Origin of the sequence: Actinokineospora alba, assembly GCF_004362515.1 — a bacterium.
Classification (GTDB): Bacteria; Actinomycetota; Actinomycetes; order Mycobacteriales; family Pseudonocardiaceae; genus Actinokineospora; species Actinokineospora alba.
The window spans coordinates 7062823-7088445 of record NZ_SNXU01000001.1; the positions used below are offsets into that span (position 1 = coordinate 7062823).

Consider the following 25623-nt stretch of genomic DNA (forward strand, 5'->3'; position numbering starts at 1 on the left):
TCTGACCAGTGCCTTTGGTCAGAGGGCCGCTCAGCTCGACGTCGCTGCTCGATCGGGTGATCCCTGCTCGATCACCCGATCGAGGTCCAGCCGAGCCGTGGTTCTCACCCCACAGCGTCGGTGTCGGTGGTACCTCCTCTCAGCCAGTGGCTTTGCCGCCATCGGGTTTGGCGGCGAACCAGGTCCCGCCGACGCCCTGCCCCTTGATGTCGCACGGGACCTTGTCGTCGGCGAAGAGATAGAGCGGCCAGCCCCCGGCCGTGAGCTGCCTGGAGCCGTCGCCACGCTCAACCGTGCCCAGCACGGACGGGTCGGCGCCGTCGAGTTTCGGTGCCGCGCCCTCCGGCACCAGCAGCGGCGGCCACTTCGCCGCGCAGTCACCTTCGCAAGTGGACTTGGGCGGGTTCGGGGTGTCCTTGTCGAACCGGTACAGCGTCATCCCGGCCGCGTCGGTGAGGATCTGCCCGATCGGCGCCACCGGCATCACTTTCACCTCAAGGGATCCAACTTCGGGGGCGATGGCCTTCTTGCCCGCCGAGGTGAAGCCGAACCAGGTCCCGCCGACACCCTGCCCCTTGATGTCGCCCGGTTCCGTGTCCTGGGCGTAGGTGTAGGCGGGCCACCCGCTGATGCTGAGCTGCCGCGTGCCGTCCGCGCGCTTCAGGCTCGACACCAGCGCCTTGTCCACCCCTTCGACGGCGACCTCGGCGCCTTCCGGAACCAGGACTGGAGGCCACTTCGCCGCACACTCACCGTCGCAAGTGGACGTCGGGGGTTTGGCCGTGTCCTTGTCGAACCGGTACAGCGTCTTCCCGTCGCCGGTGGTGATGATCGCCCCGAGGTCCGGCACGGTGGCGACGGCGAGTTTCGCCGGTGCCGCGCCGGTGTCCGGATATGCGTCGGATTTGACCACCGCGACCTCACTCGGAATCGTGCCGGTCGATTCGCCGCCGCACGCCGTCGAGGCGATGCCGATGGGCACCAGCGCCACGGCCAGGGCGAAATTCCGAATTCGCGTCATTGGCTCTCCCATTTCCGTATCGGCTTTCCCAAGGGAATACGTGACGGCGGCCGATCCGGTTCTACTTTTCTGGCGCCTTGAGCGTTGTGATGACTTTTCCGGAAGAAACGCGGCGGACTTCGACCCGGTCGATCTGGGCCACCGGATACGGCGTCGTTCCCGACACCACCACCCGCTCTCCCTTTTTCGGCGGGTCGAACAAGGCGATTTCCGTGGTCTCCCCCGCGCGGGACACGACAACGGCCGAACACGGCGTCGACCCGGTGATCCCGCCGAGGTCGAGCGCGATCCGGCTGCCGTCCGGCGTTGTCTCCACCCAGGCGTGCGACGTCGACGATTCGAGGGATCCGCTGACGCCGCCCGGCTCCTCGGCGACGGGATCGAGCCGGGTCAGCGCCGACGGCGGCTCCGAAGCGACGGGCGGGTCGGCGCCGTCCCAGCCGAGGAACCCGATCGCGGTCACCGCCCCCGAGAGGAACACCAGCACCGCCGCCGCGGTCGCCGCGCCCCAGTGCTGGAACCGCCGCCGCTTCGTGGGCAGGCCGTAGATCACGGCCCCCCGCGCGGGGGCATCCGGCCAGGTCTCGGCGACCGTGTCCAGCAGGCCGGGCAGCTCTTGCAGTTCGAACAGCTCCACCTGGCAGTTCGCGCAGCCCGCGAGGTGGCCTTCGAACGCCTCCGTGCCGCGGGCGTCGAGCGTCCCGAGGGCGTAGGCCGCGACGTCGAAGTGCGAAGCCATGCCGCTCACCCCCGCGCTCGAAGCGCGCGCCGCAGGGCCCGCATCGCGTGGTAGGTCCGGGATTTGACCGTGCCGGGCGGGATGCCCAGCAGGACCGCGGCCTCGTCGACCGTGTGGCCCTTCAGGTAGGTCTCGATGATCGCCTCGCGCTGATCAGGCGAGATCCGACGCAAGGCTTCGTGCACGACGATCGCGTCGACCGTGCTGTCGGCCTTGTCGGACACGCCGACCCGGTCCTCGGCGATGTCGGTGCCGCGGATCTCGATGGGCCGGACCTGCCGCCCGCGGTGGGTGTCGATCACGATCCGGCGGGCGACGACGAACAGCCAGCCGCGCAGCATCTCCGGCCGCTGATCAAGTTTGTCGGCGTGTTTCCACGCCCGGATGAAAGTCTCCTGGACGACGTCCTCGGTCCATTGCCGGTCGTATTTCGTCAAACCGAGAACATGGGCGCTGAGCTGGTTCGCGAATTGACGATAAAGCTGCCGCACCCACTCGTCCTTCGGGTCGTCAGGCACGACCGCCACCGGTCTGACTGCCCGCGTATGGCGACCCACTCGGGGGAGCATGGCCGACTGCCGTGATTCTGTCCATTCAGCACGCTCGGTCACGGAAACCCTCATTGTCCGGTCATTATTCCGTTTGGTCCATCGAATGAGTGCCGACTGGCGTAGTGGCGTTCGATGAGGACTCGGGCGGGGATGCCGTCGCGGGGCGGGCGCGCGTGCGGCCCGCGACCGGCGGTGGGGACGGGAAGCAGCCGGTCCAGGGTCGCCGTCCAGTCGAGCATCGCGTGCGGGCGGTCCCACGTGGCGACCGCGACCAGGTTCCCGGCCCGGACGAACCCGGTGACCCCCGCGTCGAGCGGGACGGTGTCCGTGGCCAGCGCGGGCATCCCGACGTGTTGCACCCGCACGTCGAACTGGCTGGTCCAGGCCCTGGGCAGCGGGGTGAACGGCTTGGCCGCCCACTTGCCCGCGAGCAGGTTCTCCGCCGCCGCCCGGCCGCCCTCGACCGCGGTGATCCAGTGCTCCACCCGCCGGGGAACGGGGTCGAACCGCAGGTTGGGCCAGCGGGCGATGTCCCCGGCGACGACGACGTCGTCGACCCCGGCGGCGAACAGCGTCGGCTCGCAGAACACCCCGTCGTCCACCCGCAGACCGGACCCGCGCAGCCACTCCACCGACGGCGTGCTGCCGACGGCCAGCACCACGCACGCGGCGAACACGACGTCGCCGTTGTCCAGGTGCAGGCCGACGCCGTCCCGCCCGGTGTCCCACTTCCTGATCCGGGCGTTGCTGCGGGTGTCGACCCGGTGCCCGGCGTGCAGGTCGCCCGCCGCGTCGGCGATCGCGTCGCCGAAGCGGTGCAACAGCTTGGCCGAGTTGTTGACGACGATGACCTCGCGCCCCATCGCCCGCATGCTCGCGGCGAACTCGCAGCCGATGAACCCGCCGCCGACGACCACCGCGGGCAGCCTGCTCATCCGCAGTGCCGCCCGGACCCCGTCGGCGTCCTCGACCGTGCGCAGCACCCGCACCCGCGGGTCGTGTCGCGGCGCGCCCGGCAGGGACCGGGGATACCCGCCGGTGGCGAGGATCAGGCCGTCATAGCCGACTTCCTCGCCGCCGGGCAGGAGAACCGCGTGTCGGGCGGTGTCGAGCCCGATCGCCCGGGTGCCGAGTCGCCAACCGACATCGAGGTCGACGGTGGCCTCCAGCGTCACGTCCCGGGCTTTGAGGCTGCCGCGCAGGAGCGCTTTGCACACCGCGGGCCGGTGGTACGGCTTGCGCGGCTCGTCGCCGATCATCACGACCTCGCCGTCGAAACCCAGCTCCCGCAGCCGTTCCGCGGCCCGGAAGCCCGCGGCCCCCGCGCCGACCACGACGATCCGCTCGGTCACCGGGCACTCTCCCGCAGCCGGATCGCCTGCATCGGGCAGTTCCGCGCGGCGGCGGCGGCCGCGGTTTCGTCGGCCGGGTCGATCCGCCTGCCGTGCCGGAGCCGGTTGTCGCTGAGCCGGAACACCTCGGGCGCCTCGGCGACGCAGATCCCGTACAACTCGCACCGGTCGTTGTCGACGCGCACCACCGTGGCACGTCCGCGTCCGCGTCTCATACGTTCTCCGTCTCCACTCCGAGTCGTTCGAGCGTGTGCGCGGGCAGGGCGCGCAGCACCGCCAAGGTGACGGCCGGGACGAGCAGGGTGATCCCGCCCAGCCACAGCACCGAGAGGTGGCCGTTGGCCACGGCGCCCAGCAGGGAATGCAGTGCGCCCAAGGGAATCGCGAGGTACGCCGTGCGATGCAGCCACGCCCAGCGGCGGTAGGCGGTCCACCCGTGCAGGCACGCGCTGAGCGCGATGGCGACCATCAGGTACAGCGACACCACGCCGAGCCCGTGCCGGACGTTGGGGACAAGCAGATAGTCGATCGGCATCGGTCCGCTTGGCAGGAACCGGAAGCACACCGCGTGCACCACGGCGAACACGATCGTCAGCGTCCCCAGGGACAGGTGCGCGGCGCGCATCGCCTTGCGGCTGACCGCGTGCCGCCCCCACCCGGTGACCGTCATGACGCCCAGGCACAGGGTCAGGCACATGAGCCCGTAGGCGAAGCGCGCGCTGAGCGCCGCGACCGCCCGCACGCCGGGTTCCTCCGCCGCCTGGGCGAGCAGGTCAGCAGGTGCGGCCACTGTTGACGCACCTCACCACGTCACCCATCTGCGCGCGGTTCATCAGCAGGTGGACGAAGCCGTGGTCGGAGTCGGGCCGGTGGTTCTCCTGCGGGAACCCGTCGAGCGCGAACCCCTGGGCCACATTGGCTTTCGCCGGGACCGCGTACTCGACGGTCATGTCCAGCTGCGGGATCGCGACCGTGTTGCGCGGGCACCGACCGGAGCTGTCGGGGAACCTGACGTGGTCGCGGTGGTTGGCGCTGTCGAGGCTGCGGCCGTCCCAGCAGCTCGGGTACTCCAGCAGCCGCACGACACTGCGTCCGCGCGGGCAGACCGGGTACTTGGCCGTGGTCCGGTCCTCGAATCCTTTGCAAGTCCAGCTGACCCGGACGTTGCCCGGACCGTTCTCCCCCGGTTTGGCGTCGCCGGTGGTCATCCGCAGTCCCTGTGGCGCGGCCACGACCTGCTGGAACCGGTTGCCGCGGAACAACAAGGTGACCCTGCCGTCGAGGATCGCGCCGAGGTTCCCGTCCTTCCCGCCGCCGGGCTGACCGGCGTCGTCGCCGTTGCGGGTCAGGTCGCGCAGCACCGGCCACAGGTAGGACGACTTGTCGCCGGTCACGCACGTGGTCCCGCCGCGCAGCAGGGACCGGTCGTTGGAGCGGCCGTTGGTGGTGAGGTTCCCGACGTGGTCGTGCTGGTGCTGGGCAGCGTTCACCACGCCCGGCGCGGCGATGTGGTTGTCGGAGTTGCGGTGTTTCTCCTCGTTGTTCCCGCACTTGTTGACGAACGAGCCCGGCGACGCCCGCCGTTCGATCCGAACCTTGTTCGGCCGGACCTTCGTGATGTCGACGTAGAACGCCTTCTGTGGGGCCGTGCCGGTGCCGGGACCGCCGCCGTGGGCGCGGGCGATGCCGATGCCCGCCGCCGAACCGCCGACGACGAGCGCGGCGACCGCGAGTGCCGTCCAGTGCTTGACCTTCATGTCCTGGTTCCTTCCATCTCGTTGACTGCGAACGATCCGACAGCGGGCGGCGCGGCCTTCCCGCGCGAGCGGCGCAGCCAGGCGATGAGCAGCACCACCAGCGCGGACTCGGCGAACACCAGCAGCCCGACCAGGGCGAACACCCGGGCGTCGGCCCGCAGCTCGGTGTCGAAGGAGGTGCCCGCGAGCGGCTCGGCGATCGTGGTGAAATCCACCAGCCCGGTCTTCTCCAGCAGGTTCTGGTGCCGCAGCACCGCCTGGTTCGCGATGGACGCGAGGTCGCGCACCTCGGCGTTGCGGCTGCCGCCGCGCACCTGGGCGATGGTCACCAGGACCGAGCCGTGGGCCTGCCGCAGGCGGTTGGCGAAGATCTGGTCGAACTCCTCGGGGCTGCCCGCCGCCCGCAGCTCCGCCAGCCAGCCCTGCTGCGATTCGTTCGGCTCGTCCGGCAGCGGGACCCGCAGTTTCGCCGCGGACTGCCGCACCGCGACGTCGAGCTGCCCGTGGTCGACCATGAGCGTCATCCCGAGCGCCTGGATCTTCGGGTTGCGTGAGACCTCGCGGGCGATCTCACCCGCGGGTCCCTCCCAGAGGCCCGCCCGGCGCGCGGCACGCAGCAGCTCCACGTCGGCGGCGCCGAGCGGACCCCATTCGGTCGGTCGCGGCTCGGGGTTCCGCGACTCGACGAGGATTGTGGGCACCAGCCCCACCGCGACCACCGCGAGGAGCAGCACGGCGGCGACCGCGGCGAGGACCCGTCTGGGCCCGCTAACGATTGACCGCACTGGAATCCTCCAGCACCGTGGTGATCTCGGCCTTGCCGCCGGTGGCGCCGACCACGAACCACTCGGCGTCGCGCCCGGTCATCTCACCGGGCATGGAGTCCCCGGCGAAGGTGTAGAGCGGCCTGCCCGCCAGCGTGGCCTGCTTCGGCCCGCCCGGTCGGTCGACGGACCCGACCATGGACTGGTCGAGATCGGTGATCTTGAGGTCTTCGGTGAACGGCACCGGCCGCCAGGTCTCCGCGCACTTGCCCGTGCACGCTGACCTGGCCGGACTTGTCTTGTCGCGCACGAATCCGTAGACCGTGCGCCCGTTGCCGTCCACGACGATGGGACCGCTGTTGAAGCCGCGCACCAGTTGCAACCCGGCGGGGCGTGGCTGCGCGGCAACGAGTTCGACGTGGTGTCCCCGGCGTTCCTTGGGCTTGGCTTCGTCGCCGCCGTGGCATCCCGCCACAGCGAACGCCAGGCCCACCAGCATGACCGCTTTCATTCCGACCTCCGCGCTGCCGTCTTGGGTCTGTGCAAGGACGTACGAGCGGGGACTCATTACGGTTTAAAGAAAGTGAGCGCCCCCGCGGAGTTCGCGGGGGCGCTCACTGGTCGGGTTTGGTCAGCCGGTGAAGAGCAGGCGGTTAGGGGTGCCCGGACTGGCGTTCTGGATGCGGTTCCTGGTCGCGGAGCGCACTAGCTCGCGTTGGACCCGTGCGGGCGAGGCTTGCGGGTCGGTGGCCAGGATCAGCGCGGCCGCGCCCGTGACGTGCGGTGTCGCCATGGAGGTGCCGCTCAGTGTCGCGATTTCGCCATCGAGGAACGATGACGGGATGTCGACACCGGGCGCGTAAAGGTCCACGGCTGGGCCGAAGTTCGAGAACACCGCCTGGTTGTCGTCGGCGTCGGACGCGGCCACGGTGATCGCCTCGACCACCCGGGCGGGCGAGGTCTCCCCCGCGTCCTCGCCGTCGTTGCCCGCCGCGACGGCGAACGTGACACCGGCGCGGATGGCCCCACGAACGGCTTCGTCGAGGGCGTCGTCCCGCGGGCCGCCGAGGCTCAGGTTGGCCACCGACGGGCCGTCGAGGTTGCTCACGACCCACTCGATCCCGGCGATCACCCCGGCGGTGCTGCCGTCGCCGTCCTCGTCGAGCACCCGCACCGGCACGATCCTGATTCCCTTGGCGACACCGAATTCTCGGCCGCCGATCGTGCCCGCCACATGGGTTCCGTGGCCGTTCAGGTCGTCCGGGTCGGTGTCGCCGTCGATGGCGTCGAACCCGCCGACAACCCGACCCTCGAAGGTCTCGTGGTCGGCGTCGACCCCGGTGTCGATCACGAACGCGGTGACGTTCTCGGCGGCCGAGTCGACGCTGAAGTCGTCGTCGAGGGGAAGATCGCGCTGGTCAAGCCGGTCGAGCCCGTAGGACGGCGGCGCTTCGCTGATCTTGACCCGCTGGTTGGCCTGCACGTACGCGACCGACTTGTCCGCGGCAAGCCGACGCGCCTCGCGGTCGGACATCGTTGCCACGTAACCGTTCACGGCCGTGTCGAACGTGCGCTCGGTCCGCCCGCCGTACCGCGAGGTGAGGGCGCTCGCGGTACGGGTCTGCTTGTCCTTGAGGACGACGATGTAGCTGCCCTCGATCGAGTCGGGGCTGTCGGCGAGCCGGACAACTCCTTCTTGGGCCTGCGCGGGCATGGACACCGCGACGATGGTGGCGACGGCGGCGGCGGTCAGCCCGATGCCGCTGAGAACGCGCGTGGATCTGCGGCGCTTCCTGTTCATCAAACGTGGTCCTCCGGTCCGAGTGACTCGGGCGCAGGTGTCCACACAGGACAGAGCCGAGAGAGATCAGCCGAAGGCACATCGGCTGGTATGGACCATAAGGGCAGAAGTCGAACCGCGTCAACGGGCACGGCCGATTCCCGCGCTCCGCCAAGTTAAGAGTTAGCGGCCGTCACCCGTTGTGCTCACTCACGCACTCGCCCCATGGTTGGGCAGGATTCCACCCTGCATTGTGAGATCTTGGAGCACATAGTGAGAACCTTCGTGAAGGCCATCCCGGTGGTGTGTCTGCTGGGACTGGGCCTGCTCGCACCCCTCGCCGGGGCGCAGGAGCACCACCCGACTGGAGAGATCCGCTATACCGGTGGTGCCGACCCTGTCCCCGGCCGCTACCTCGTGGCGCTGCGCGCGGACACCCCCTCCCTGCGATCGTCCGGCGTGCACGCCGCGGCAGGCGAGCTGCTCGCCCGCTACGGCGGTGAGCGCAAGCACGTGTTCGAGAACGTGTTTCCCGGCTATTCGGTGGTGATGTCCGAGCGGGCCGCCAAGGAGCTGGCCGCCGACCCGGCCGTGGACTACGTGGCCCAGACCCACCTGGTGCGCCAGACCGGGGACACCCAGCCGAACCCGCCGTCCTGGGGCATCGACCGGTCGGACCAGAAGACCCTGCCGCTGGACAAGTCCTACACCTACCCGAACAAGGGCGAGGGCGTGCACGCCTACGTCCTCGACAGCGGCATCCGACTCACCCACCAGGATCTGGCCGGGCGCACGGTCAACGACCCGGACTTCAGCGGCGAGACCGACAACACCTCCAACGAGTGCACCACGAACGGCCACGGCACCCACGTGGCGGGCACCATCGGCGGCACCCAGTACGGCCTGGCCAAGGCGGTCACGCTGCACGCCGTGCAGACCGTCGGCTGCGGCGGCTCGGCGCCGGACGACAACCTGGTCAAGGCGCTCGACTGGCTGGTGACCAACGCGAAGAAGCCCGCGGTGGCGAACCTGAGCCTGACCGCGGACACCCACCCGTACAAGCCGCTGCAGGACGCGGTCAAGCGCGTCGTCGCCAGCGGTGTCGTGATCGCCATCGCCGCGGGCAACCACGGCGGTGACGCCTGCGCCTACACGCCTTCGGACACCACCGAAGGACTCATCGTCGGTGGCAGCGACAGCGACGACACCATCCGGGACGGCACCAACACCGGCAAGTGCATCGATCTGTTCGCCCCCGGCGGCAGCATCGTCTCGCTCAATAGCAACACCGACACCGGCACGTCCACCCGCAGCGGCACGTCGATGGCGGCCCCCCACGGCGCGGGCGCGGCCGCGATCTATCTGAGCGCGAACCCTTCGGCCACACCGCAGCAGGTTGAGGCCGGTCTGGTGGCCCTGGCCACCGACGGTGTGCTCACCCAGATCAAGGACTCGCCGAACAAGCTGCTCAACGTCCGCGAGATCGGCGGCGGCGGAGGCGACACCCAGGCGCCGATGGTCCCCGCAAACCTGCGCTCGACCGGCGCCACCAGCACGTCGATTTCCCTCTCCTGGGACGCTTCCACCGACAACGTCGGCGTCACCGGATACGACGTGTACAACGGCACGACCCTGGCGACGACGGTCACCGGCACCACGGCGACGGTCGCCAGCCTAGCCGCCGGCACGACGCATGTGTTCACTGTCAAGGCGAAGGACGCCGCGGGGAACGTCTCAGCGGCGAGCGACCCGGTCAAGGCGAGCACCGAGCCGGGCGGTGGCGGCGACGACGAACCGCCGACCACGCCAGGCAACCCGCGGTCCACCGGGGTCACCGAGAACTCGGTTGCGCTCGCCTGGGACGCCTCCGTCGATAACGTCGGCGTCACCGGTTACGACGTCTACAACGGCGCGACCGTCGCCACGACAGTCACCGGCACGACGGCCACCGTCACCGGCCTGACGGCGGACACCGAGTACTCGTTCACCATCGTGGCCAAGGACGCCGCCGGGAACACGTCGAAGCCGACGACGGCGGTCAAGGCCCGCACGACCGGCGGCAACACCGGCCGGACGTTCACCAATGACGCCGACTTCCCCATCCGCGACTTCGAGCGCGCGCTGAGCCCGATCACCGTCACGCTGTCCGGGCAGGCCGCCGCGAAGGTGACGCTTTCGGTCTCCATCAAGCACACCTGCGCCGAGGACCTCGGCATCTCCCTGATCGACCCCAACGGCAAGGTCTACCCGGTCAAGTACAGCGGCTCCGGCAACTACCAGTGCACCGCGCTGACGGCACCGAAGGCCTACACGGTGTCCTCTGTGGTCTCTCCGGCCGCGGGCAAGTGGCAGCTGCGGGTCACCGACTACGGCCCCGGCGACACCGGCACCCTCGACTCGTGGTCGATCACCCTGTGATGGAAGGAACGACAGTGAAACGCTTTGTCATCAAAGCCGGGCTGTGCGTCGCCGCCATCGTGGCGACCCTGGTGCCCGCGGCAGGTTCGGCGGGCGCGGTCAAGGGCGGTGAGCACACCACCCACGACCAGTACCCGTGGACCGTGGTGATCACCAGGGCGGGCAGCGCCCACCCGCAGAAGGTGTCGTGTGGTGGCGCGCTGGTCCGGCCGAACAAGGTCGTCACCGCCGCGCACTGCATGGACCCCCAGTACGGCGATATCAAGGACAAGACAGTGATCTGGGGTCGAACCGACCTCACCACCACCGCGGGCACGGTCGCGAAGATCACCTCGTACTGGAAGGTCCCCGAGTACCAGTGGGGCAGCCTGGCGGGCGACGACGTGGCCGTGCTGACCCTCGACCAGAACGTCGGCACCCCGAGTTCGCTGCTCGCCATCGCGGGTCCGGGCGACACCGCGCTCAACGCGGTCGGCACGTCGACCACGTTGTCCACCTGGGGCAAGTCCGGGGCTGGGACGACCAGCGCGGACTACGACCCGGTCATGAAGAAGGCGACGCTGCCGATCATCGACCCGGACGCGTCCGGCGGCTGCAAGAACATCGGCTGGACGTTCACCCCGGAGAAGCAACTGTGCTTCGGCCCGGTGAAGAACGACACCCTGGGCGTGTGTTCCGGGGACAGCGGAAGTCCGCTGGTGGCAAGCACTCCCGCGGGCTACCGGCTGGTCGGGCTGATCGAGTCCGGCGACTCGAACTGCGCGGGCCCGCAGGTGGGCGCCAAGATCACGCAGTACGAGTCCCGGATTCGGGAACAGCTGGGCGATCCGACCGGCGACGACTTCTCCCTCGGCGTCGCGCCCGACACCCTGTCCGTCCAACCTGGACAGTCAGGCACGGTGAAGGTCGCGACGACCGTGACCGGTGGGGCGGCGCAGACTGTCACACTCGCCGCGTCCGGCCTGCCCGCGGGGGTCACCGCGAAATTCGACCCGGCGTCGGTGACGGCGGGCGCGAGTTCGGCGCTGACGCTCTCCGCAGCCGCGTCCGCCACCCCCGGATCGGTGAAGGTCACGGTCACCGGCACCGGGACCTCGGCGACCAAATCGGCGTCCATCGCGCTCACGGTCGCGGGCGGCGGTGGTGGCGGCTTGACCAACGGTGGGTTCGAAGCAGGCGACCTGACCGGCTGGACCTCCGGTGGGACGGGCGCAAGTTCCACTGTGGTCAACAGCGGCGCACACGGTGGCACCCATGCCGTCCGGCTCGGCGCGACCACTGCCACCAACGGCGAGTCCACCGTGCGGCAGACCTTCACCGCCGCGGCGTCGGGCCAACTGTCCTTCTGGTACGCACAGACCTGCCCGGACACGGTGAAGTACGCGTGGGCCAAGGCGACACTCACCGACGACACGGCGGGCACAATGACAACGCCGCTCGCCAAGACCTGCACCGACGGCCAGGGTTGGAAACAGATCACCGCCCAGCTCACCGCCGGACACACCTACACCCTGACCCTGCTCAACCGCGACGACAACCACCCCAACGACCCCGTACACACCTTCTACGACGACGTCACGGTGGCCAGCACCGCGATCAGCGCGAGCACGACCCAACGCCTCGACGCCTGATCCACTCTGGACGAACGGCCTGTCGGTGACCTCACCGACAGGCCGTTCCACACCCGGTTTAACTGTTCACATTCAGGAACTGAATGACGCTCTCCGTCGCGACCTTCGAATTGCCCGGTCGGCTGATTAGGGTCTGTTCGAAGCGAATCCAGCCAACGGGGAGCCATCATGGTCAGCCAATTGAATCCGGTGGCCGAGCGGTCCTCACCCTTCGCGGACTGCCTTCGGGCCGCGATCGACGCGCGTGACCTGACCCTCGGACGCATCGCGGCCCACCTGCTCGCGCGTGGGGTACGGGTCAGCGTGGCGACCCTGAGCTACTGGCAGTCCGGCCGCAGCCACCCGGAACGCCGAGCGTCCCAGCTCGCGGTGAAACACCTGGAGGAGATCCTGCGGGTGGCGCCGAGGACCCTGACGGAGTTGCTCGACCAGCCCAGGCGCCGCGGCCGGTCGCTGATCCACCTGCCCATCGGCGCCCTCTGGCCGCACCCGGACCAGATCGAGGACGCGACCAGCCAGGTCGACACCGAGTGGGACGACCGGCTCACCCGGATCAGCCACCACGACCGGCTCATCGTCGGCCCGGACCGAGACGAGCGGTCCACCGTGTCCCGGCAGGTGCTGCGGGCGAGCGCCGACGGTCCGGACCGGTGGGTGGTCATCGTGCACCTCGACGCGCACGACGGCCCGTTGCCGCTGGTCAGACCGCTGCGGCACTGCCACCTCGGCCGAGTCGTGCACAAGCCGGAGGCCGGGCTCATCGTCGCCGAACTCCTCTTCGACACCCCGCTGCGCCGCGGCGAGACGATCATCACCGAGCACGAGTTGGTCACCCGGGCCCCGTATCCGCCCGCGGGCAACTACGAGCGAAAGTTCCGGATGCCGGTCCGCGAATACGTCGTGGAGGTGTGCTTCGACGCCGCCGCGGTGCCTGCCCACTGCGAGCAGTACACCGTGACCGAGACCGGCGAGGAGGTCGTGCGGCAGGTCCAGGTCGGCGACAGAGGCACGGTGCATGGTGTGGCGCTGGACTTCGGGCCGGGTTGCTATGGGTTCCGCTGGCAGTGGTGAAGGACCAATCCCAGGCAACGTACCAACGGTTCCTCGCAACCCCCTTGACACAATTCGTGGGCAATCTACTGAATTGGCATGGATTTAGTGAATATTTAAGCGGACGGCGAGCGGTGGTGGTTGGGTCGTACCTGCAAAGCGGTTCGGTCGCCTGCCCGGACCGAACGGTTCTGGGGTCCGACACTTTCTAGGGGGAGTCATGGAACGAGGGTTTTACGTATAGCCGCGCCCACGGTGGTCAGCATGCTCGCGATCACGCTGCAATCACCTGGTTCTGCAGGCGCGACAACCGCGCGATCGCAGGGTGCCGCAGGTCCTGGATCTGCTGCCGGTCCGGTCGTCGCGACGGGCACTATCACGCGGGACAGCAAGCCGATCGGTGGCGCGAGCGTGGTGGCACGGATATGGCCGAACGGCGAACAGTTGAACGCCCTTCCTGAAGGCGCAAAGGTTGATCTGCGAGAGATGGCTCGGATCCGGGCCGACCACAACGGCAACTTCCAGGTCGTGCTTGATCCAGCTCAAGTCCCCGCCACACACCGTGACAAGGAAGGCAGGGTCGCCGTCGAACTGTTGACGAACTCCGGCGACCAGCACATCAGCTGGCATTTCAGTGCATTCGAGTCATCGCACGATGCCCGCGAGTCCACAGCGAAAAGTTGGTCCACGCCTGCCGCGGCCGCAAAAGGCAGTCAGGCTCCGGCTACGTTCCGCTTCGACTTCGGATCGACACCCAGCGTCCTGGACGTGCACGATCCGCCATCGGACTGGGTGAGCGAATCCGGAGCGCGCATGTCGACGAGTTCCGCGGCACTCGTCGACGGCGGGGCTCAACCCGTCGACGCCAGCGAATTTTGCGGAGGCCCCTTGGAAGCAGGGCCGTGGCGGGAAGGCATTCGAGAGCACTTCCTGAACGTCTATGCGTGGAGCGGAGCCATGGCGACGGTCGATCAGACCATCGGATCCAGCTCAAGCCATACGCTCGGGATCGCCGTGCGGACCGCTCAGGGGTGGAGCGCCACCGGGTCAAGCACCCTGGCGATCACTCAAGGTGCCGGTCAGGAGATGAGCGGCATCGCCGACGCCGCCATCTACAACGCCTGCGGAAGAACACGGGTGAGAATGTCACCCATGCGAGCGGGGTCGATATCGGTCCGTTCAGTGTCTCGGCTCAGTCCGGATTCAATGAGGGAACCGAGATCAAGTGGACTGTGACCAAACCCAGCATGGCCTGCAGCAACAGCCGCGAAGGTTGGCCCAATGCGTCACAGGTCGACCTGCGTGCTGCTGGATGATCAGGGGCAGGCGCCGATCCAAGACGGCGGGAACAAGGAGATCCTGATGCGGACACGCCACACCGCGGCCTCTGCGGTACTTCTGTCCTGCGTCATCCTCCTCGGCGCATGCTCGGGCGAGCCCGGGCCGCGACTCCGGGACGCCGCGCCTGGAACCGGCGGCATCGTGGGGCAGATCGACACCAAGGCCGAGACGCCCTACTCCTTCGACGACGCGACTCTCTGTCTCGTCGGTCCGGGGTCAGTCACCATCGAGAAGGTCGAGATCGTCGCCCCGACGGGCGGCTTGCGGCTCGGAACGTTCTCGGTGCTGCCGTCGAAGGGCGGCAAGGTCAGCAACTACATCAGCGACCCCCGCCAACGTCTGGACGAGGTGGGCTTTCCGACGCAAGGACCGATGACCGTCGACCGCGTCTGCCCGCCCGCGAGTGATGGTGGGGTGTTCCTACTCGGTGTCGAGGTCACCAAACCAGCTGATGCGACGGCGTCGGGGAGCGGGTTTGTCGTCAGTTATCGGTCGGGTGAGGAGACCCACCGGACGTACTTGCCGCCGGGCATCGTGCTCTGCCAAGGCAGCGATCCCGATCTGCCCGACTGCGACCGAAAGCTCGATCTGCGACCCCCGCCATGATCAGGCGCGCAGGTCACCGCGGGCGCGCTGCCAGTCGGTGACCGAGTCCAGCCCCGTGTTCAGCTCCTCGCCCAGCAGCGCCGCTCGATGGTCGACCGCCGCGTCTCCCAGCAGGGCGCGGGCGAGTTTCGACTCGGTGAGGCGGGTCAGGGCATCCCACGGGGTGCGGGCGAGGTCGCCGACGACCCGGCCTTCGGCGGGCAGCGGAAGGCGTTCCTCGATGCCGGACAGGCCTGCGGCGAGCAGGGCGGCGACGACGAGATGGGGTTGGGCGTCGGCGCCCGCGAAGCGGGCTTCCATGCGCAGCGACGGGCCGCGGCCGACCAGGCGGACGGCAGCGGTGCGGTCGTCGGTGCCCCACCGCAGGGTGCGCGGAGAGAAGGGGGCGGTGCGCAGGCGCACGTAGGAGTTCCAGGTGGGCGCCCAGAACGCGGTCAGATCACCCGCCGCGCGCAGGATGCCCGCGAGGAAGTGTCCGAACACAGTGGACGGTTCGGTCGGCTGGGCGCCCGCGACCATCGACATGCCCGCCGCGTCGGCCAGGGCGAGGTGGACGTGGCAGGAACTCGCGGTGCCCGCGGACTCGGCGGCCAGGTATCCGGCACGGACCCCGCGCGCGGCGGCGGCCTGGCGGATGGCGAGTTGGTGGAGCATCGCGTCGTCGCAGGCGGCGAGGGCGTCGCGGGCGCGCAGGACGATCTCGTACTGGCCGGGGTGGGCCTCGCCGCGGGCGGACTCGGCGCCGAGGTCGAGGCGGTCGATGGCGGCGTGGACGTCGGCGAGCACGTCGCGCATCGGGGAAAGGCCGTCAACGGCGTAGTCGACGCGCCGGTCTGTGATCGGGGTGCCGTCGGCGGTGGTGAAGGTGACCTCGTGCTCGATGCCGACGGACGGGACGAACCCGAGCTTCTCGGCGGCGGCGATGTGTTCGCGCAGCAGGGTTCGCGGCGCTTCGGCGACCGGGCGGCCGTCCGGCCACTCGACGTCGCAGACGACGAACCACGCGCCCGGCCCGGCCGGGGCGAGCGTGGCCAGGTCGGGTCGGAGGGTCAGGTCGCCGTAGCCGCCGAGGAAGGGGTCGACGGCGGAGGCGTTGACGGGATCGCGTTCCGGGTTCCAGCCGAAGACGTGCGCGACCATGCCGTAGCCGGAAGGCATGACGGTGTCGACGAAGAACTCGGCGCCCACCTCGACCGCGGCGAACCGGGCGTGCGGGTCGGGCACCAGGCAGACGACGCGGCGCACGTCGCCGGAGGCGACCGCCGCCCGCAGCGCCCCGGACAGCGAGGACGCGGCGAGCGCGCGGTCGGCCAGGGTTCTCGGCCCGACCGGCCGCTGGTGCTGGATTGTCATGTTCGGGCCATCACGGCCGCGGGGCGAGCGCCCGGACGGTCTCGATCGGGTCGGCCCCGGTCGGCAGGACGGCGATGGCGGGCGTGGTCAGCCCGGCGTCCACATAGGACTGGACGCGTTCGCGGCAGTGGTCGACGCTGCCGTGCACGATCAGGTCGTCGACCACGGAGTCCGGGATGGCGGCGTTGGCTCCCGCGCGGTCGCCCGCCGCCCAGGCGTCGTGCATGGGCTTGAGTTCGTCGCCGCGGCCCAGCCAGTCGTGGAAGGCGGCGTAGGCGGGGACGGTGAGGTAGCTGCTGATGAGCAGGCGACCCAGGGCGCGCGCGGCGGCGGCGTCCTCGGTGGGGCAGACGAAGATGCGGGCAACCAGTTCCAGGTCCGGGCCCACCTCGGCCCGCACGGTCGGCACGTCGCCGGCGCTGAGCCAGTTGGTGATCGCGCCGTCGGCCTCACGCGCGGCCAGCCTGAGCATCCCGGGCCGCAGGGCGGCGAGCATGATCTCGGGCGGCTGGGCCGGTGGGCGTTCCAGGCGGAACTTGGTGATCTCGAAGGTGCCGTACTTCTCGGTGACCTTGTCCCCGGCCAGCGCCGACCGCAGGAAGCGCAGCGTGTCGCGCATCCGGTGGAAGGGCTGGTCGAAGTCGATGCCGTTCCACCCTTCGACGATGGTGGGTGAGGAGGTCCCGATGCCGAGGGCGAAGCGGCCAGGGGCGAGTTCGGCCATGGTGGCGGCGCTCATGGCGAGCAGGCCGGGCCCACGGGTGTAGACGGGGACGATCGCCGTGCCGAGGCGCAGCTCGGGGGCCCATTCGGCGGCGAGGACGAGCGGGGTGAAGGCGTCGGTGCCCGCGGTCTCGGCGGACCAGACGTCGGTGTAGCCGAGGTCGGGCAGTTCCTTGACCAGGTCCCGGTGTGCCGCCAGGGGGACCCCGGTCAGCGGCAACGTGATGCCCCACCTCGACATAAGCGCCTCCTGGATCGACTCGTGCCGACAGCGTTTCATATCCCGATAACCCTCAGCCATCAGTGTCATTTCCGACACGCGAAACAGCTGATCTGATGAACACATGAGCGAACGACTGCCCGCCCGGCTGCGCGCCCTGGCAAGTGAGCTGACGAGACTGCGGGAACAGGCGGGCCTGACCACCCGCCAGGTCGCGGCGCGGATGGGCACCTCCATCGCGACCATCAACCGCACCGAGAACGCCAAGCGGACTCCATCGGTGGCCGATGTGGCCACCATGCTGGCGATCTACGGCGTGACCGGAGCGGAGCGCACCCGAATCTTGACCATGGTCGAGGAGGTGAACTCGCCCGGCTGGATGGAGGTGAGCCCCCGGTTCACCCACCTGCTGAAGGCGCTGATCGACTTCGAGTCGGAAGCCATCTCCATCGTGAACTTCGGACCATCGATCGTGCCAGGACTGCTGCAAACGCCCGGGTACGCACGGGCGATCACCAAGACGGGACTCTTGGACGAGTCCCAGCGGGAAGCGTTGGTCTCGGCCCGGATGGACCGCCAGAAGGTCTTGGTGAAACTGGTGGCGCCGCGCTACATCGCCTTCCTGGATGAGGCTGCGCTCCGGCGGCCCTATGGCGGCCAAGAGGTCATGGCGAACCAGATTCGGTGGCTCATGGATCGGGCGAAACTACCCAACATGGAGATCCGCGTGATCCCCTTCCGCCACGGCGGCTACCGCAACCCGGGGCACTTCGCCATGTTCGAGTTCGAACGCACGTCGCGGATCGTCTACGTCGAGCACGACGGCGCCTCTGGCTTCCTGGACGAACTCGACGACATCAACCTGTTCGCGCACACGACGTCTGGTTTGATGAAAGTGGCGCTGGGATCCGCCGATTCGGTGAACTTCCTGGCGAGAATTCTGGCCGATTACGAACGGAGCTGAAACAGCATGCACGCTGAGTGGCGGAAGTCGAGCTTCAGCGGCGCCCAAGACGCCGACTGCATCGAGGTCTCCTACTCGGCCGAGGTGTGGCTGCGCGACTCCAAGAAGCCCGAGGCAGGCACCCTGCGCCTGCCCGCGTCGTCATGGCAGCCCGCCCACCTGACCTCGTTGGTGGTTCGCCCCGGCTGACCGTGGAACGCCCGCGGCGGCCGCGCACGGGCTGGTGCGCGGCTCACGGCGGTGGCAGGTCAGACCTTCGCCTGGTCTCCCGCGATGTTCACCATCCACGGGACACCGAACCGGTCGGTGCACATGCCGAACTCGTCGCCCCACATCTGCTTCTCCAGCGGCACCTGCACGGTCCCGCCGCCGGACAGCTTCTCCCAGTAGCCGCGCAGCTCGTCGGAGTCGTCGCCGCTGAGGCTGACCGCGAACGCGGAGCCCGGGTTGTACTCCTGGCCGGGCGGGGTGTCGGCGCCCATGAGGGTGAAATCGTTGTCCGCCTCGAGCATGCCGTGCATGATCTTGTCGGCCTCCGGCGCGTCCGGCATGCCGAACTCACCGAAGGTGCTCAGCGTCAGGTTGCCGCCGAAGACCTCCTTGTAGAACTCCAGCGCCTGCCGCGCGTCGCCGTTGAAGCTGAGGTAGGGGTTGAGACGGGAAGCCACCGGATTCTCCTTGTCACCAGACTGGATCGGACCCGTCGAAGCCTAGCCACGGCCGCCGACAACCACCGGCTGGAACGGGGCCTGACCTGTTGAAATAGGTCAGACCCCGAACACTCACAGCCCCAGTGCCTGCTTGAGCCAGCGCACCTGCATCAGCATGAAGTTCTCCGCCACGTCGTCCTCCTGCGGCGTCATGTGCGTGACCCCCGGCAGCGGCAGCAGCGCGTGCGGGCGGCCCGCCGCGACCAGGGCGCTCGACAGGCGGATCGAGTGGGCCACCACGACGTTGTCGTCCGCGAGCCCGTGGATGATCAGCAGCGGCCGGTCGAGCTTCGGCGCGTCGTCGATCAGGGAGTTGCGGTCGTAGACCTCGGGGCGCTCGTCGGGGTGGCCGAGGTAGCGCTCGGTGTAGTGGGTGTCGTAGAGCCGCCAGTCGGTGACCGGGGCGCCCGCGATGGCCGCGTGGAAGACCTCGGGCGCGCGCAGGACCGCCAGCGCCGACAGGTACCCGCCGTAGGACCAGCCGCGGATCGCCACCTTCGTCAGATCCAGGTCGGGGTGGTCGGCGGCGACCGCGTGCAGGGCGTCGACCTGGTCGGTCAGGGTGACGTCGGCGGGCTCGAACGCGATGGCGCGCTCCCACTCCGGGCCGCGCCCCGGCGTGCCGCGGCCGTCGGCGATGATCACGGCGAAACCCTGGTCCGCCAGCCACTGCGGGACGAGGTAGGCGTTCCGCGTGGACAGCACGCGCTGCGCGTGCGGGCCGCCGTAGGGGTCCATCAGGACAGGAACCTTCGTGCCCGGGACGTGGCCGGTCGGGTAGAGGACCGCGACGCGGAGCGCGCGCTCACCGACCGTCAGCAGCTCGACGTTCGGGGTCAGCGGCGGCTCGACGGCGAGGCTCTTGACCTCACCGAGAACCTCACCCCCGCGCAGGACGCTGATCTTCGGGCCGGACCAGCCGAGCGACCAGGACGTCAGGACCGTCACGTCCCCGCCGCGGGCGGCCGAGTGCACGCCATCCACAGTGGACACCTGCTCGACCTTCTCGCCCGCGCGGTACACGTGGACCTGCGTCGAGTCGTCAGCAGAGGCGGTGAACAGGATGTCGTCGCCGATGTCGAGGACCGAGCGGACCTGCAGGTCGCCGGAGACGGCCTCGTCGCCGACGAACAGGCGGTTCGCGCCGTCGGACGCGGCCACCCGCACGAGCTTGCCCGCCGGGTTCCACGCGGGGACGCCGGTGACGATCTCGATCCACGTGTCGTCGGTCTCGGTGTGCACGACCTCGGTGGCGCCGGTGTCCGGGTCGACCGCGCGGATCTCCACGGTGCGCTGGTCACGGGACTGCACGGCGATCAGCGGCTTGCCCGCGGCCGACCAGTGCGCGGTGGTCAGGTACTCCAGTTCGCCGTCCCAGTCGACGTCGACGCGGGTGCCGTCGAGGCTGATGATGGCGAGGCTGACCTTGACGTTCGGGGTGCCCGAGGCCGGGTAGGACACGGTGACGGGGTCGGAGCCGGGGTTCGCCGGGTCGGCGATGTGCCAGCGCTGGACCTCACGCTTGTCGGTGAACGCGACCAGCAGCTTCGTGCCGTCCGGGGACCACCAGTACCCGCGCGAGCGGCTCATCTCCTCGGCCGCGACGAACTCCGCGAGCCCGCACGCCCGGCCTTCACCCTCGGGCGTGGCGATGGCCCGGTCGCCCGCGCCGTCCACGCCGACCACGCGCAGAGCGTCGTCGGCGACGTAGGCGACGTGGGTGCCGGTCGGGTCGGGACGCGGGTCGATGATCGGGGTCGCGGTGGCCAACTCGCGCGTCTCGCCGGTGTGGGCGTCGGCGACGAAGAGACGTCCGGACAACGCGAACGCCACGACCCGGGTCTGCGCGTCGGTGGCGCAGCCGATCACACCGGCGCCCTGCTCGCGGCTGCGCTCACGGCGCGCGCGCTCCTCGGGCGACAGCTCCTCGGAGCCGCCGAGCAGCACGGCCGGGTCGGCGAGCCGGGTCTCGGTCCCGCTCGCCAGGTCCTGCTTCCAGAGGAGGTGGGTGCGGTCCTCGCCGGTCGCCGACCTCAGAAACAGCGCGTAGGAGCCGTCCGGGGCGACGCGGAACTCGCGGGGGGAGCCGAGGGTGAAGCGCTGGGTGCGCGCCTGAAGGCGGAGAAAGGTCGTCTCACTGGTCACCCCCACAACCTAAACGAACGGTGGCCGGGGGCCCGTCTCGAACCGGCCGCCGGCCGATTACGGCAGCGGCTTGAAGAGAGGCGGCGGAGACCCCCAGTCCCCGCCGACCCGAGTGGGACCGTACCATACGGTATGGCACGTTTCGGAAGGGTCGCGAAGCATGGCGGGTAAACGGGACTGGCTGCGCGAGGGAATCTCGATCTTGACCGAGGAGGGGTCCCAAGCGCTGACGATCGACCGGCTCTGCGGCCGCCTCGGTCTGACCAAGGGGTCGTTCTACCACCACTTCGCGGGGATGACGGGGTACAAGGCCGCCCTGCTGGAGCACTACGAGCGGATCGGCACGCAGCGGTTCATCGAGGCGGTCGAAGCCGACCCCGTCGAGCCGGTGGTCATGCTCGACCGCCTGCTCGACCTGGTGATGGCCAGCACCGAACTGGGGCTGGACACGGCGATGCGGGCCTGGGCGCAGCAGGACCCGCAGGCGGGCGAGATGATGGCCAGGGTCGACCAGGCCCGCGTCGAGTACATGGAATCCCTTTGGCTGCGCCACCGCGGCGACGCGGCCGAGGCCCGCATGGTCGGCCAACTCCTCTACGCGGTCCACGTTGGCGCCCGGCACATGCTTCCGCCGTTGCAGCGACACGAACTGGGTGGTGTGTACCGGCTGCTTCTGGACCGGTTGAAGGGATGGACCGGCCCATGATCTTCACTCGATCCGCCACGAGCGAACGCCACAGCGGCGCGGGACCGAGGCGTCAATAGTTGGTGCCATGCCGAACCTCGACCACACCGAAAGCCTCCGTGCCGCCGAGCGGCGCCTCCAGAGCGCCCAGTTGGCCTCCGATGTGACCGCGTTGGACGAACTGATCGACGACGCCGCATGGTTCACGGGCCCGGACGGAAAGCTCTACACCAAACAGGACGACCTGAGCGCGCACGAAACCGGCCACCAGGTGCTGAGCCGCCTCGACGAGGAGGACCTGCGGGTGCTGGCCACCGAACACAGCGGTGTCACCTGGTTCCTCGGGACCCTGGAAGGCGCTGTCGGCGGCCAAGCGCTGACCGCCCGACTGCGCTACACCCGCACCTGGAGGCGGGACGAGCAGACGGGCTGGAAGATCATCGCGGCCCACGCCACCTTCCTGGTTTGAGCCTGGCTGGTCAGGCACGGGCGGGAAGATCGTCAATCCCTGGATGGCCGGACGGGACATGGGCTTAGATCGCAGGGTGACTTTCGCCATCGGCATCTTCGATCTGTTCACCTACGCCATCCCCGGATCGCTGTACCTGGCGTTCTTCGCCCACGTGATCACCCGCCTGCACCTCCTCGGCGGCGGCGCGATGACGGGCACACCGGCCTGGCTGCTGGTGGTCCTGGTCGTGGTGCTGAGCTACCTGCTGGGCTATTTGGCATACCCGGCGGGCGAACTGGCGAACCGGATCGTGCCGCGTCGGCGCAAGCGGAACGCGAGCCAGGAATTCCGGACCCGGGTTCCCGCCGCCGAGGGCCGCGACTTCGTCGATATGGACAGGTCCGTTCTACTGTCCGCCATAGAGCTGCACGATAAGGACGTCGCCATCGAGGTGAAACGCCTACGGGCGACGGGCCTGATGCTGCGCAACTCCGCACCCCCACTGGCTTTGGGCTTCGTCGCCGCGGTGGTCGAGCTGTTCGCCGGACGCAACCACGCACTGGCGGCGGGTTGCGCTGTTCTCCTCCTGGGCGGATTCGTCGCGTTCATCGTCCAAGCCCGCCGCCTCGCGCACTGGGCGGTCATGAAGACACTCGAACTGTGCTACTGGATCCCCGACATCGATGACCGCTGCCGCCAAGTTCCGAAATCCTGAATCCCTTCCGGTCAGCGGCCTGCGGGACTTCCGTCCGGGTTGGTCAGCTTGATGGCGCCGCTGTCCGCCCGCAGGACTACGTCCGACCGGTATGTCCCGTCACCGAGCGCGGCGAGTTGGCCGAGGCTGACCATCCGGACGATCTTGTCGTCGCGTTGGAAGATGAGGAGGTTGCCGTCTTGGACATAGTCGCCGCCGTGTGTGCCCTCGCCGTCGATCTCAACGGGTCGGCCTAGTTCCCGCTCGATCCGCGCGCCGGATGCGGGGCCCGTGAGGATGTGCACGGCCGTCCAGTCGCCGGGGGCCAGGTCCTTGAGCGGTCGTGAGCCGCCCGAGCGGGCCAGTTCGGTGATCGCCTTCTCGAGGCCGTCGTCGAATTCCACCGTTACTCCCGAGGTGTTCGAGCCACATCCCGCCAGCACGGCGAGCACAGTGATCAGAGTCAGTATCGAGCGCATGGTCAGTACTGGTCCGGGGTCGCCGACGGCTTGCCGGGATCGCGGTCGTTGCCGCGGTCGGGGTTGTCGGTCGGCCAAGGGTTGCTTCTGGTGTCCCGGGTCTCGCCCGGGTTGGCCTCGTTGGACGGCACCAGCGTGTCGTTCTTGTCGATGATCACCATTCGGCCGTCCTTGACCGCCTGCTCGACCAGCGTCGCGAGTTCCTCGGGGCTGGCGTCCGGGTTGGCGCTCGCGATCTGGCGGCCGACTTCGTTGTTGTGCAAGTCCATGCCCACCGGGACGTGGTGACTCGACGGATTGCGTTCGTGGGCGGTGGCGAACTCGCCCGCCCACTGCTCGCCGTACCGCTGTGTCATCAGCGCGTTCCAGTAGGCGTGTCGGAAGGCGTCCGCGTGCCCGTCGGTCAAGCCCTTGCCCTCGAACTTGCCTTCCGCGGTGTGCAGGGCGGTTTGCCGGATCTCGGCGAACTCCTTGAGTCCCATAAGTCCTTTGCGCGACTGGAGATCGTCGAGCAGCTTCGCCTCGGCCTCGGTGATCCGTTCCTTGTTGAAGCCCGCCCGTTCGGCGAGCCAGCCGGTCAGTCCGCTTGGCCACGTCGTCATGCCGTCGGTCTTGACCTGGTACTTCGCCAGCAGCTCGCGGTGGCGTTGCTCGTCGACGACACGGTCCTCGCCCGCTTCCGCGGCTGCTTCCAGCGTCGTGGCTCCCGCGTCGTCGATCTCGCCGGACAAGATGCGCTTGAGCACGGAATTCAGATCGGTGTCGATCATGGCCGCTTGGGCCAAGAGGGCCTGCACCTCCACCTGCAGGATCGCGGCGGTGAGGAGTCCAGTGGCGTGTTCGGTCTTGACGACCTCGCCGTTCTCGATCCGGTAGCCGTTCCTCGTCGCGTGGTCCTCCGTCGCCTCCACGCCGCGGACCAGCTCCCGCACGGACAGCTCGGCGTCATCGATGACCTTCACCGCCGCGGACAGTCGGGCGGCGAGTTCCTCCAGCGCTTGGCGACGCGCGCGCAGGTCACTGTCGGCGGCTTCCGCCGCCTCCCCGGACCACTCGGCCGGCTTCGCACCGTCGAGCTCGTCCTGCAGGCCGACGACCAGCTTCGTCTGCGCGGCGAGCTGGTCACCGATCTGCCCGATGACGTCGGGCTGCCACTGCTTGATCTCGGACCACGTGGCCATCAGCGACCTTCCGTCCGGCCGAAGCCTTGCGCGGCGTCATCGTCTCGCGCCCGGTAACCATCGGCGGCCGTGGTCAGCGCGGTCGCGTAGGAGTCCATTCCCTCGGCCCATTTACCGCGGACGGCCTCCCAGTGCGGGCCGAGCGCACCCGCGGTCCCGGCGGACTCCGTGCCCGGCAACGCCGCGGCGAGGTCCGCCACCTTGCCCAACTCCAGCTTGCGCACGACATCCGCGGCTTGCTTCGCGGCATCGGCCGCGGTACTCAGCGCTTCAGGATCGACCAGGAACCCCGTCATCTCCCCACCCCCATCGCCGATCGAGGGTAGCAGCGACGCCGCAGGCCGTAACCGTGATTGCAGACGAGATGGGTGATCGAATACGCCGAACAAGTTGTTTCAAGGGCAGACCGAGCAAGGGCCGTCCCCGTCGAACATCACGAGCAAGCCGGGCAGGCCACAGCACTCCCGTGACGGGCGCTCATCCGCTGACCTCAGGACTTGGCGCGGGCCGGGTCGGCCATCGGCACGATGTGTTTCTCACCGAGTCGGGTGACGACCGCCAGTGGCTTGCTCAGCACCGACACCAGTCGGGCGATGGCGGGCCTGCCCTGCTTGCGCAACAACAGCGGTCCGATCTTCCCCATGATCTCCGTCGCCGCCGGCAGCGGCCTGCCGAACAGGGTCAGCTCGGTGATCAGCCCGTTCTCGTCGAACCGAAGCAGCTGTGCCTCCTCCAGTTCCTCCCGCCCACAACGCCCATGAAAGAACAGAGCGCGAGTCGAATCGTCGCCCACCTCGGTGTGGAACTTGATGTCGCTGATCACCGTGAAAGCGGCGGCCATCATCGCGGAGACCTGGTCGGGGCCGGTGAAGCGGAATCGGGCGGTCAGCGGCGAGATGACCGTGACGGTCGGGGCGAGCAGTGGCCGAACCGCGTCAGCGTCGGCGTTTTCGGCTGCCGCGCGCCAGGTGGCTGTGGTCTGGTCGGTGGTCATGGCCGACGGTACCG

General features: G+C 69.2%; 28 protein-coding genes. 10 read left to right on the forward strand and 18 right to left on the reverse strand.

Going from position 1 to position 25623, the window contains the following annotated elements:
• Positions 1-139 precede the first annotated feature (139 nt).
• From C8E96_RS31830 to C8E96_RS31875, 10 genes are all read right to left on the reverse strand, one after another.
• Positions 140-1021, reverse strand: coding sequence for a hypothetical protein (locus C8E96_RS31830; protein WP_091381285.1), 882 nt, complete (start codon positions 1019-1021; stop codon positions 140-142).
• 61 nt (positions 1022-1082) lie between these two features.
• Positions 1083-1760: a zf-HC2 domain-containing protein gene (locus C8E96_RS31835; RefSeq protein WP_091381287.1), complete on the reverse strand. Its 678-nt coding sequence runs from the start codon at positions 1758-1760 to the stop codon at positions 1083-1085.
• 5 nt (positions 1761-1765) lie between these two features.
• Positions 1766-2317: a sigma-70 family RNA polymerase sigma factor gene (locus C8E96_RS31840; protein WP_166658187.1), complete on the reverse strand. Its 552-nt coding sequence runs from the start codon at positions 2315-2317 to the stop codon at positions 1766-1768.
• Positions 2318-2379: 62 nt separating this feature from the next.
• Positions 2380-3663, reverse strand: a complete 1284-nt coding sequence (locus tag C8E96_RS31845) for an NAD(P)/FAD-dependent oxidoreductase (RefSeq protein WP_091381292.1) — start codon at positions 3661-3663, stop codon at positions 2380-2382.
• A complete protein-coding gene (locus C8E96_RS31850; RefSeq protein ID WP_091381293.1) occupies positions 3660-3878 on the reverse strand; it encodes a ferredoxin in 219 nt (72 codons plus the stop codon). Before C8E96_RS31850 ends, C8E96_RS31845 begins: the two co-directional genes overlap by 4 nt.
• On the reverse strand, positions 3875-4453 hold the full coding sequence (locus C8E96_RS31855; protein WP_228770147.1) for a ferric reductase-like transmembrane domain-containing protein: 579 nt from the start codon (positions 4451-4453) through the stop codon (positions 3875-3877). The genes C8E96_RS31850 and C8E96_RS31855 overlap by 4 nt, the downstream gene beginning before the upstream one ends.
• Positions 4437-5420, reverse strand: coding sequence for a DUF1996 domain-containing protein (locus tag C8E96_RS31860; protein WP_091381296.1), 984 nt, complete (start codon positions 5418-5420; stop codon positions 4437-4439). Before C8E96_RS31860 ends, C8E96_RS31855 begins: the two co-directional genes overlap by 17 nt.
• On the reverse strand, positions 5417-6205 hold the full coding sequence (locus C8E96_RS31865) for a DUF4142 domain-containing protein (RefSeq protein ID WP_166658188.1): 789 nt from the start codon (positions 6203-6205) through the stop codon (positions 5417-5419). Before C8E96_RS31865 ends, C8E96_RS31860 begins: the two co-directional genes overlap by 4 nt.
• The gene (locus tag C8E96_RS31870) at positions 6189-6695 is read right to left on the reverse strand and encodes a COG4315 family predicted lipoprotein (RefSeq protein ID WP_166658189.1); all 507 of its coding nucleotides are present in this window, start codon (positions 6693-6695) and stop codon (positions 6189-6191) included. The genes C8E96_RS31865 and C8E96_RS31870 overlap by 17 nt, the downstream gene beginning before the upstream one ends.
• A gap of 120 nt (positions 6696-6815) precedes the next feature.
• Complete coding sequence (locus C8E96_RS31875) at positions 6816-7985, reverse strand: S8 family peptidase (RefSeq protein ID WP_091381300.1); 1170 nt, start codon at positions 7983-7985, stop codon at positions 6816-6818.
• 252 nt (positions 7986-8237) lie between these two features.
• On the opposite strand from C8E96_RS31875, the gene C8E96_RS33805 reads away from it, so the two are divergent.
• From C8E96_RS33805 to C8E96_RS31900, 5 genes are all read left to right on the forward strand, one after another.
• Entirely contained in the window at positions 8238-10382 is a 2145-nt protein-coding gene (locus C8E96_RS33805; RefSeq protein WP_176926814.1) for a S8 family serine peptidase, read from the forward strand.
• Between the two features lie 14 nt (positions 10383-10396).
• Entirely contained in the window at positions 10397-12013 is a 1617-nt protein-coding gene (locus C8E96_RS31885; RefSeq protein WP_166658190.1) for a trypsin-like serine protease, read from the forward strand.
• 168 nt (positions 12014-12181) lie between these two features.
• On the forward strand, positions 12182-13084 hold the full coding sequence (locus tag C8E96_RS31890; RefSeq protein ID WP_091381307.1) for a transcriptional regulator: 903 nt from the start codon (positions 12182-12184) through the stop codon (positions 13082-13084).
• A gap of 243 nt (positions 13085-13327) precedes the next feature.
• The gene (locus C8E96_RS31895; RefSeq protein WP_133794929.1) at positions 13328-14299 is read left to right on the forward strand and encodes a hypothetical protein; all 972 of its coding nucleotides are present in this window, start codon (positions 13328-13330) and stop codon (positions 14297-14299) included.
• Between the two features lie 66 nt (positions 14300-14365).
• Positions 14366-15010, forward strand: a complete 645-nt coding sequence (locus tag C8E96_RS31900) for a hypothetical protein (protein WP_091381310.1) — start codon at positions 14366-14368, stop codon at positions 15008-15010.
• Here the strand turns inward: C8E96_RS31900 and C8E96_RS31905 are convergent, their stop codons facing one another.
• Together C8E96_RS31905 and C8E96_RS31910 are read right to left on the reverse strand one after the other, a co-directional pair.
• Positions 15011-16363: a type I glutamate--ammonia ligase gene (locus C8E96_RS31905; protein WP_091381312.1), complete on the reverse strand. Its 1353-nt coding sequence runs from the start codon at positions 16361-16363 to the stop codon at positions 15011-15013.
• 10 nt (positions 16364-16373) lie between these two features.
• Positions 16374-17327 (reverse strand): LLM class F420-dependent oxidoreductase, encoded by a 954-nt coding sequence (locus C8E96_RS31910; RefSeq protein WP_091381314.1) that lies wholly within the window; start codon positions 17325-17327, stop codon positions 16374-16376.
• Between the two features lie 103 nt (positions 17328-17430).
• Between C8E96_RS31910 and C8E96_RS31915 the strand changes: the two genes are divergently transcribed.
• Together C8E96_RS31915 and C8E96_RS31920 are read left to right on the forward strand one after the other, a co-directional pair.
• Positions 17431-18270, forward strand: a complete 840-nt coding sequence (locus C8E96_RS31915) for a helix-turn-helix domain-containing protein (RefSeq protein WP_091381316.1) — start codon at positions 17431-17433, stop codon at positions 18268-18270.
• 6 nt (positions 18271-18276) lie between these two features.
• Entirely contained in the window at positions 18277-18459 is a 183-nt protein-coding gene (locus C8E96_RS31920; protein ID WP_091381318.1) for a DUF397 domain-containing protein, read from the forward strand.
• A gap of 59 nt (positions 18460-18518) precedes the next feature.
• Here C8E96_RS31920 and C8E96_RS31925 read toward each other — a convergent pair whose 3' ends face one another.
• Both C8E96_RS31925 and C8E96_RS31930 read right to left on the reverse strand, forming a co-directional pair.
• Positions 18519-18938: a VOC family protein gene (locus tag C8E96_RS31925; RefSeq protein WP_091381320.1), complete on the reverse strand. Its 420-nt coding sequence runs from the start codon at positions 18936-18938 to the stop codon at positions 18519-18521.
• Positions 18939-19052: 114 nt separating this feature from the next.
• Entirely contained in the window at positions 19053-21125 is a 2073-nt protein-coding gene (locus tag C8E96_RS31930) for a S9 family peptidase (RefSeq protein WP_091381481.1), read from the reverse strand.
• A gap of 160 nt (positions 21126-21285) precedes the next feature.
• Between C8E96_RS31930 and C8E96_RS31935 the strand changes: the two genes are divergently transcribed.
• The 3 genes from C8E96_RS31935 to C8E96_RS31945 all read left to right on the forward strand — a co-directional run bounded on the left by C8E96_RS31935 (position 21286) and on the right by C8E96_RS31945 (position 22976).
• A complete protein-coding gene (locus C8E96_RS31935; RefSeq protein ID WP_091381323.1) occupies positions 21286-21831 on the forward strand; it encodes a TetR/AcrR family transcriptional regulator in 546 nt (181 codons plus the stop codon).
• A 67-nt stretch (positions 21832-21898) separates the two neighbouring features.
• The gene (locus C8E96_RS31940) at positions 21899-22279 is read left to right on the forward strand and encodes a nuclear transport factor 2 family protein (RefSeq protein ID WP_091381325.1); all 381 of its coding nucleotides are present in this window, start codon (positions 21899-21901) and stop codon (positions 22277-22279) included.
• Between the two features lie 76 nt (positions 22280-22355).
• Positions 22356-22976 carry a hypothetical protein gene (locus C8E96_RS31945; RefSeq protein ID WP_091381328.1) on the forward strand — a complete coding sequence of 207 codons (621 nt, stop codon included), beginning with the start codon at positions 22356-22358 and terminating at the stop codon, positions 22974-22976.
• A gap of 11 nt (positions 22977-22987) precedes the next feature.
• On the opposite strand, the gene C8E96_RS31950 is transcribed toward C8E96_RS31945, so the two are convergent.
• From C8E96_RS31950 to C8E96_RS31965, 4 genes are all read right to left on the reverse strand, one after another.
• Positions 22988-23434: a hypothetical protein gene (locus C8E96_RS31950; RefSeq protein ID WP_228770148.1), complete on the reverse strand. Its 447-nt coding sequence runs from the start codon at positions 23432-23434 to the stop codon at positions 22988-22990.
• Between the two features lie 2 nt (positions 23435-23436).
• A complete protein-coding gene (locus C8E96_RS31955; protein WP_091381331.1) occupies positions 23437-24615 on the reverse strand; it encodes a DUF6973 domain-containing protein in 1179 nt (392 codons plus the stop codon).
• Positions 24615-24911, reverse strand: coding sequence for a hypothetical protein (locus tag C8E96_RS31960; RefSeq protein ID WP_091381333.1), 297 nt, complete (start codon positions 24909-24911; stop codon positions 24615-24617). Before C8E96_RS31960 ends, C8E96_RS31955 begins: the two co-directional genes overlap by 1 nt.
• Before the next feature lie 194 nt (positions 24912-25105).
• Positions 25106-25609, reverse strand: coding sequence for a nuclear transport factor 2 family protein (locus C8E96_RS31965; protein WP_091381335.1), 504 nt, complete (start codon positions 25607-25609; stop codon positions 25106-25108).
• Between the last annotated feature and the right edge of the window lie 14 nt (positions 25610-25623).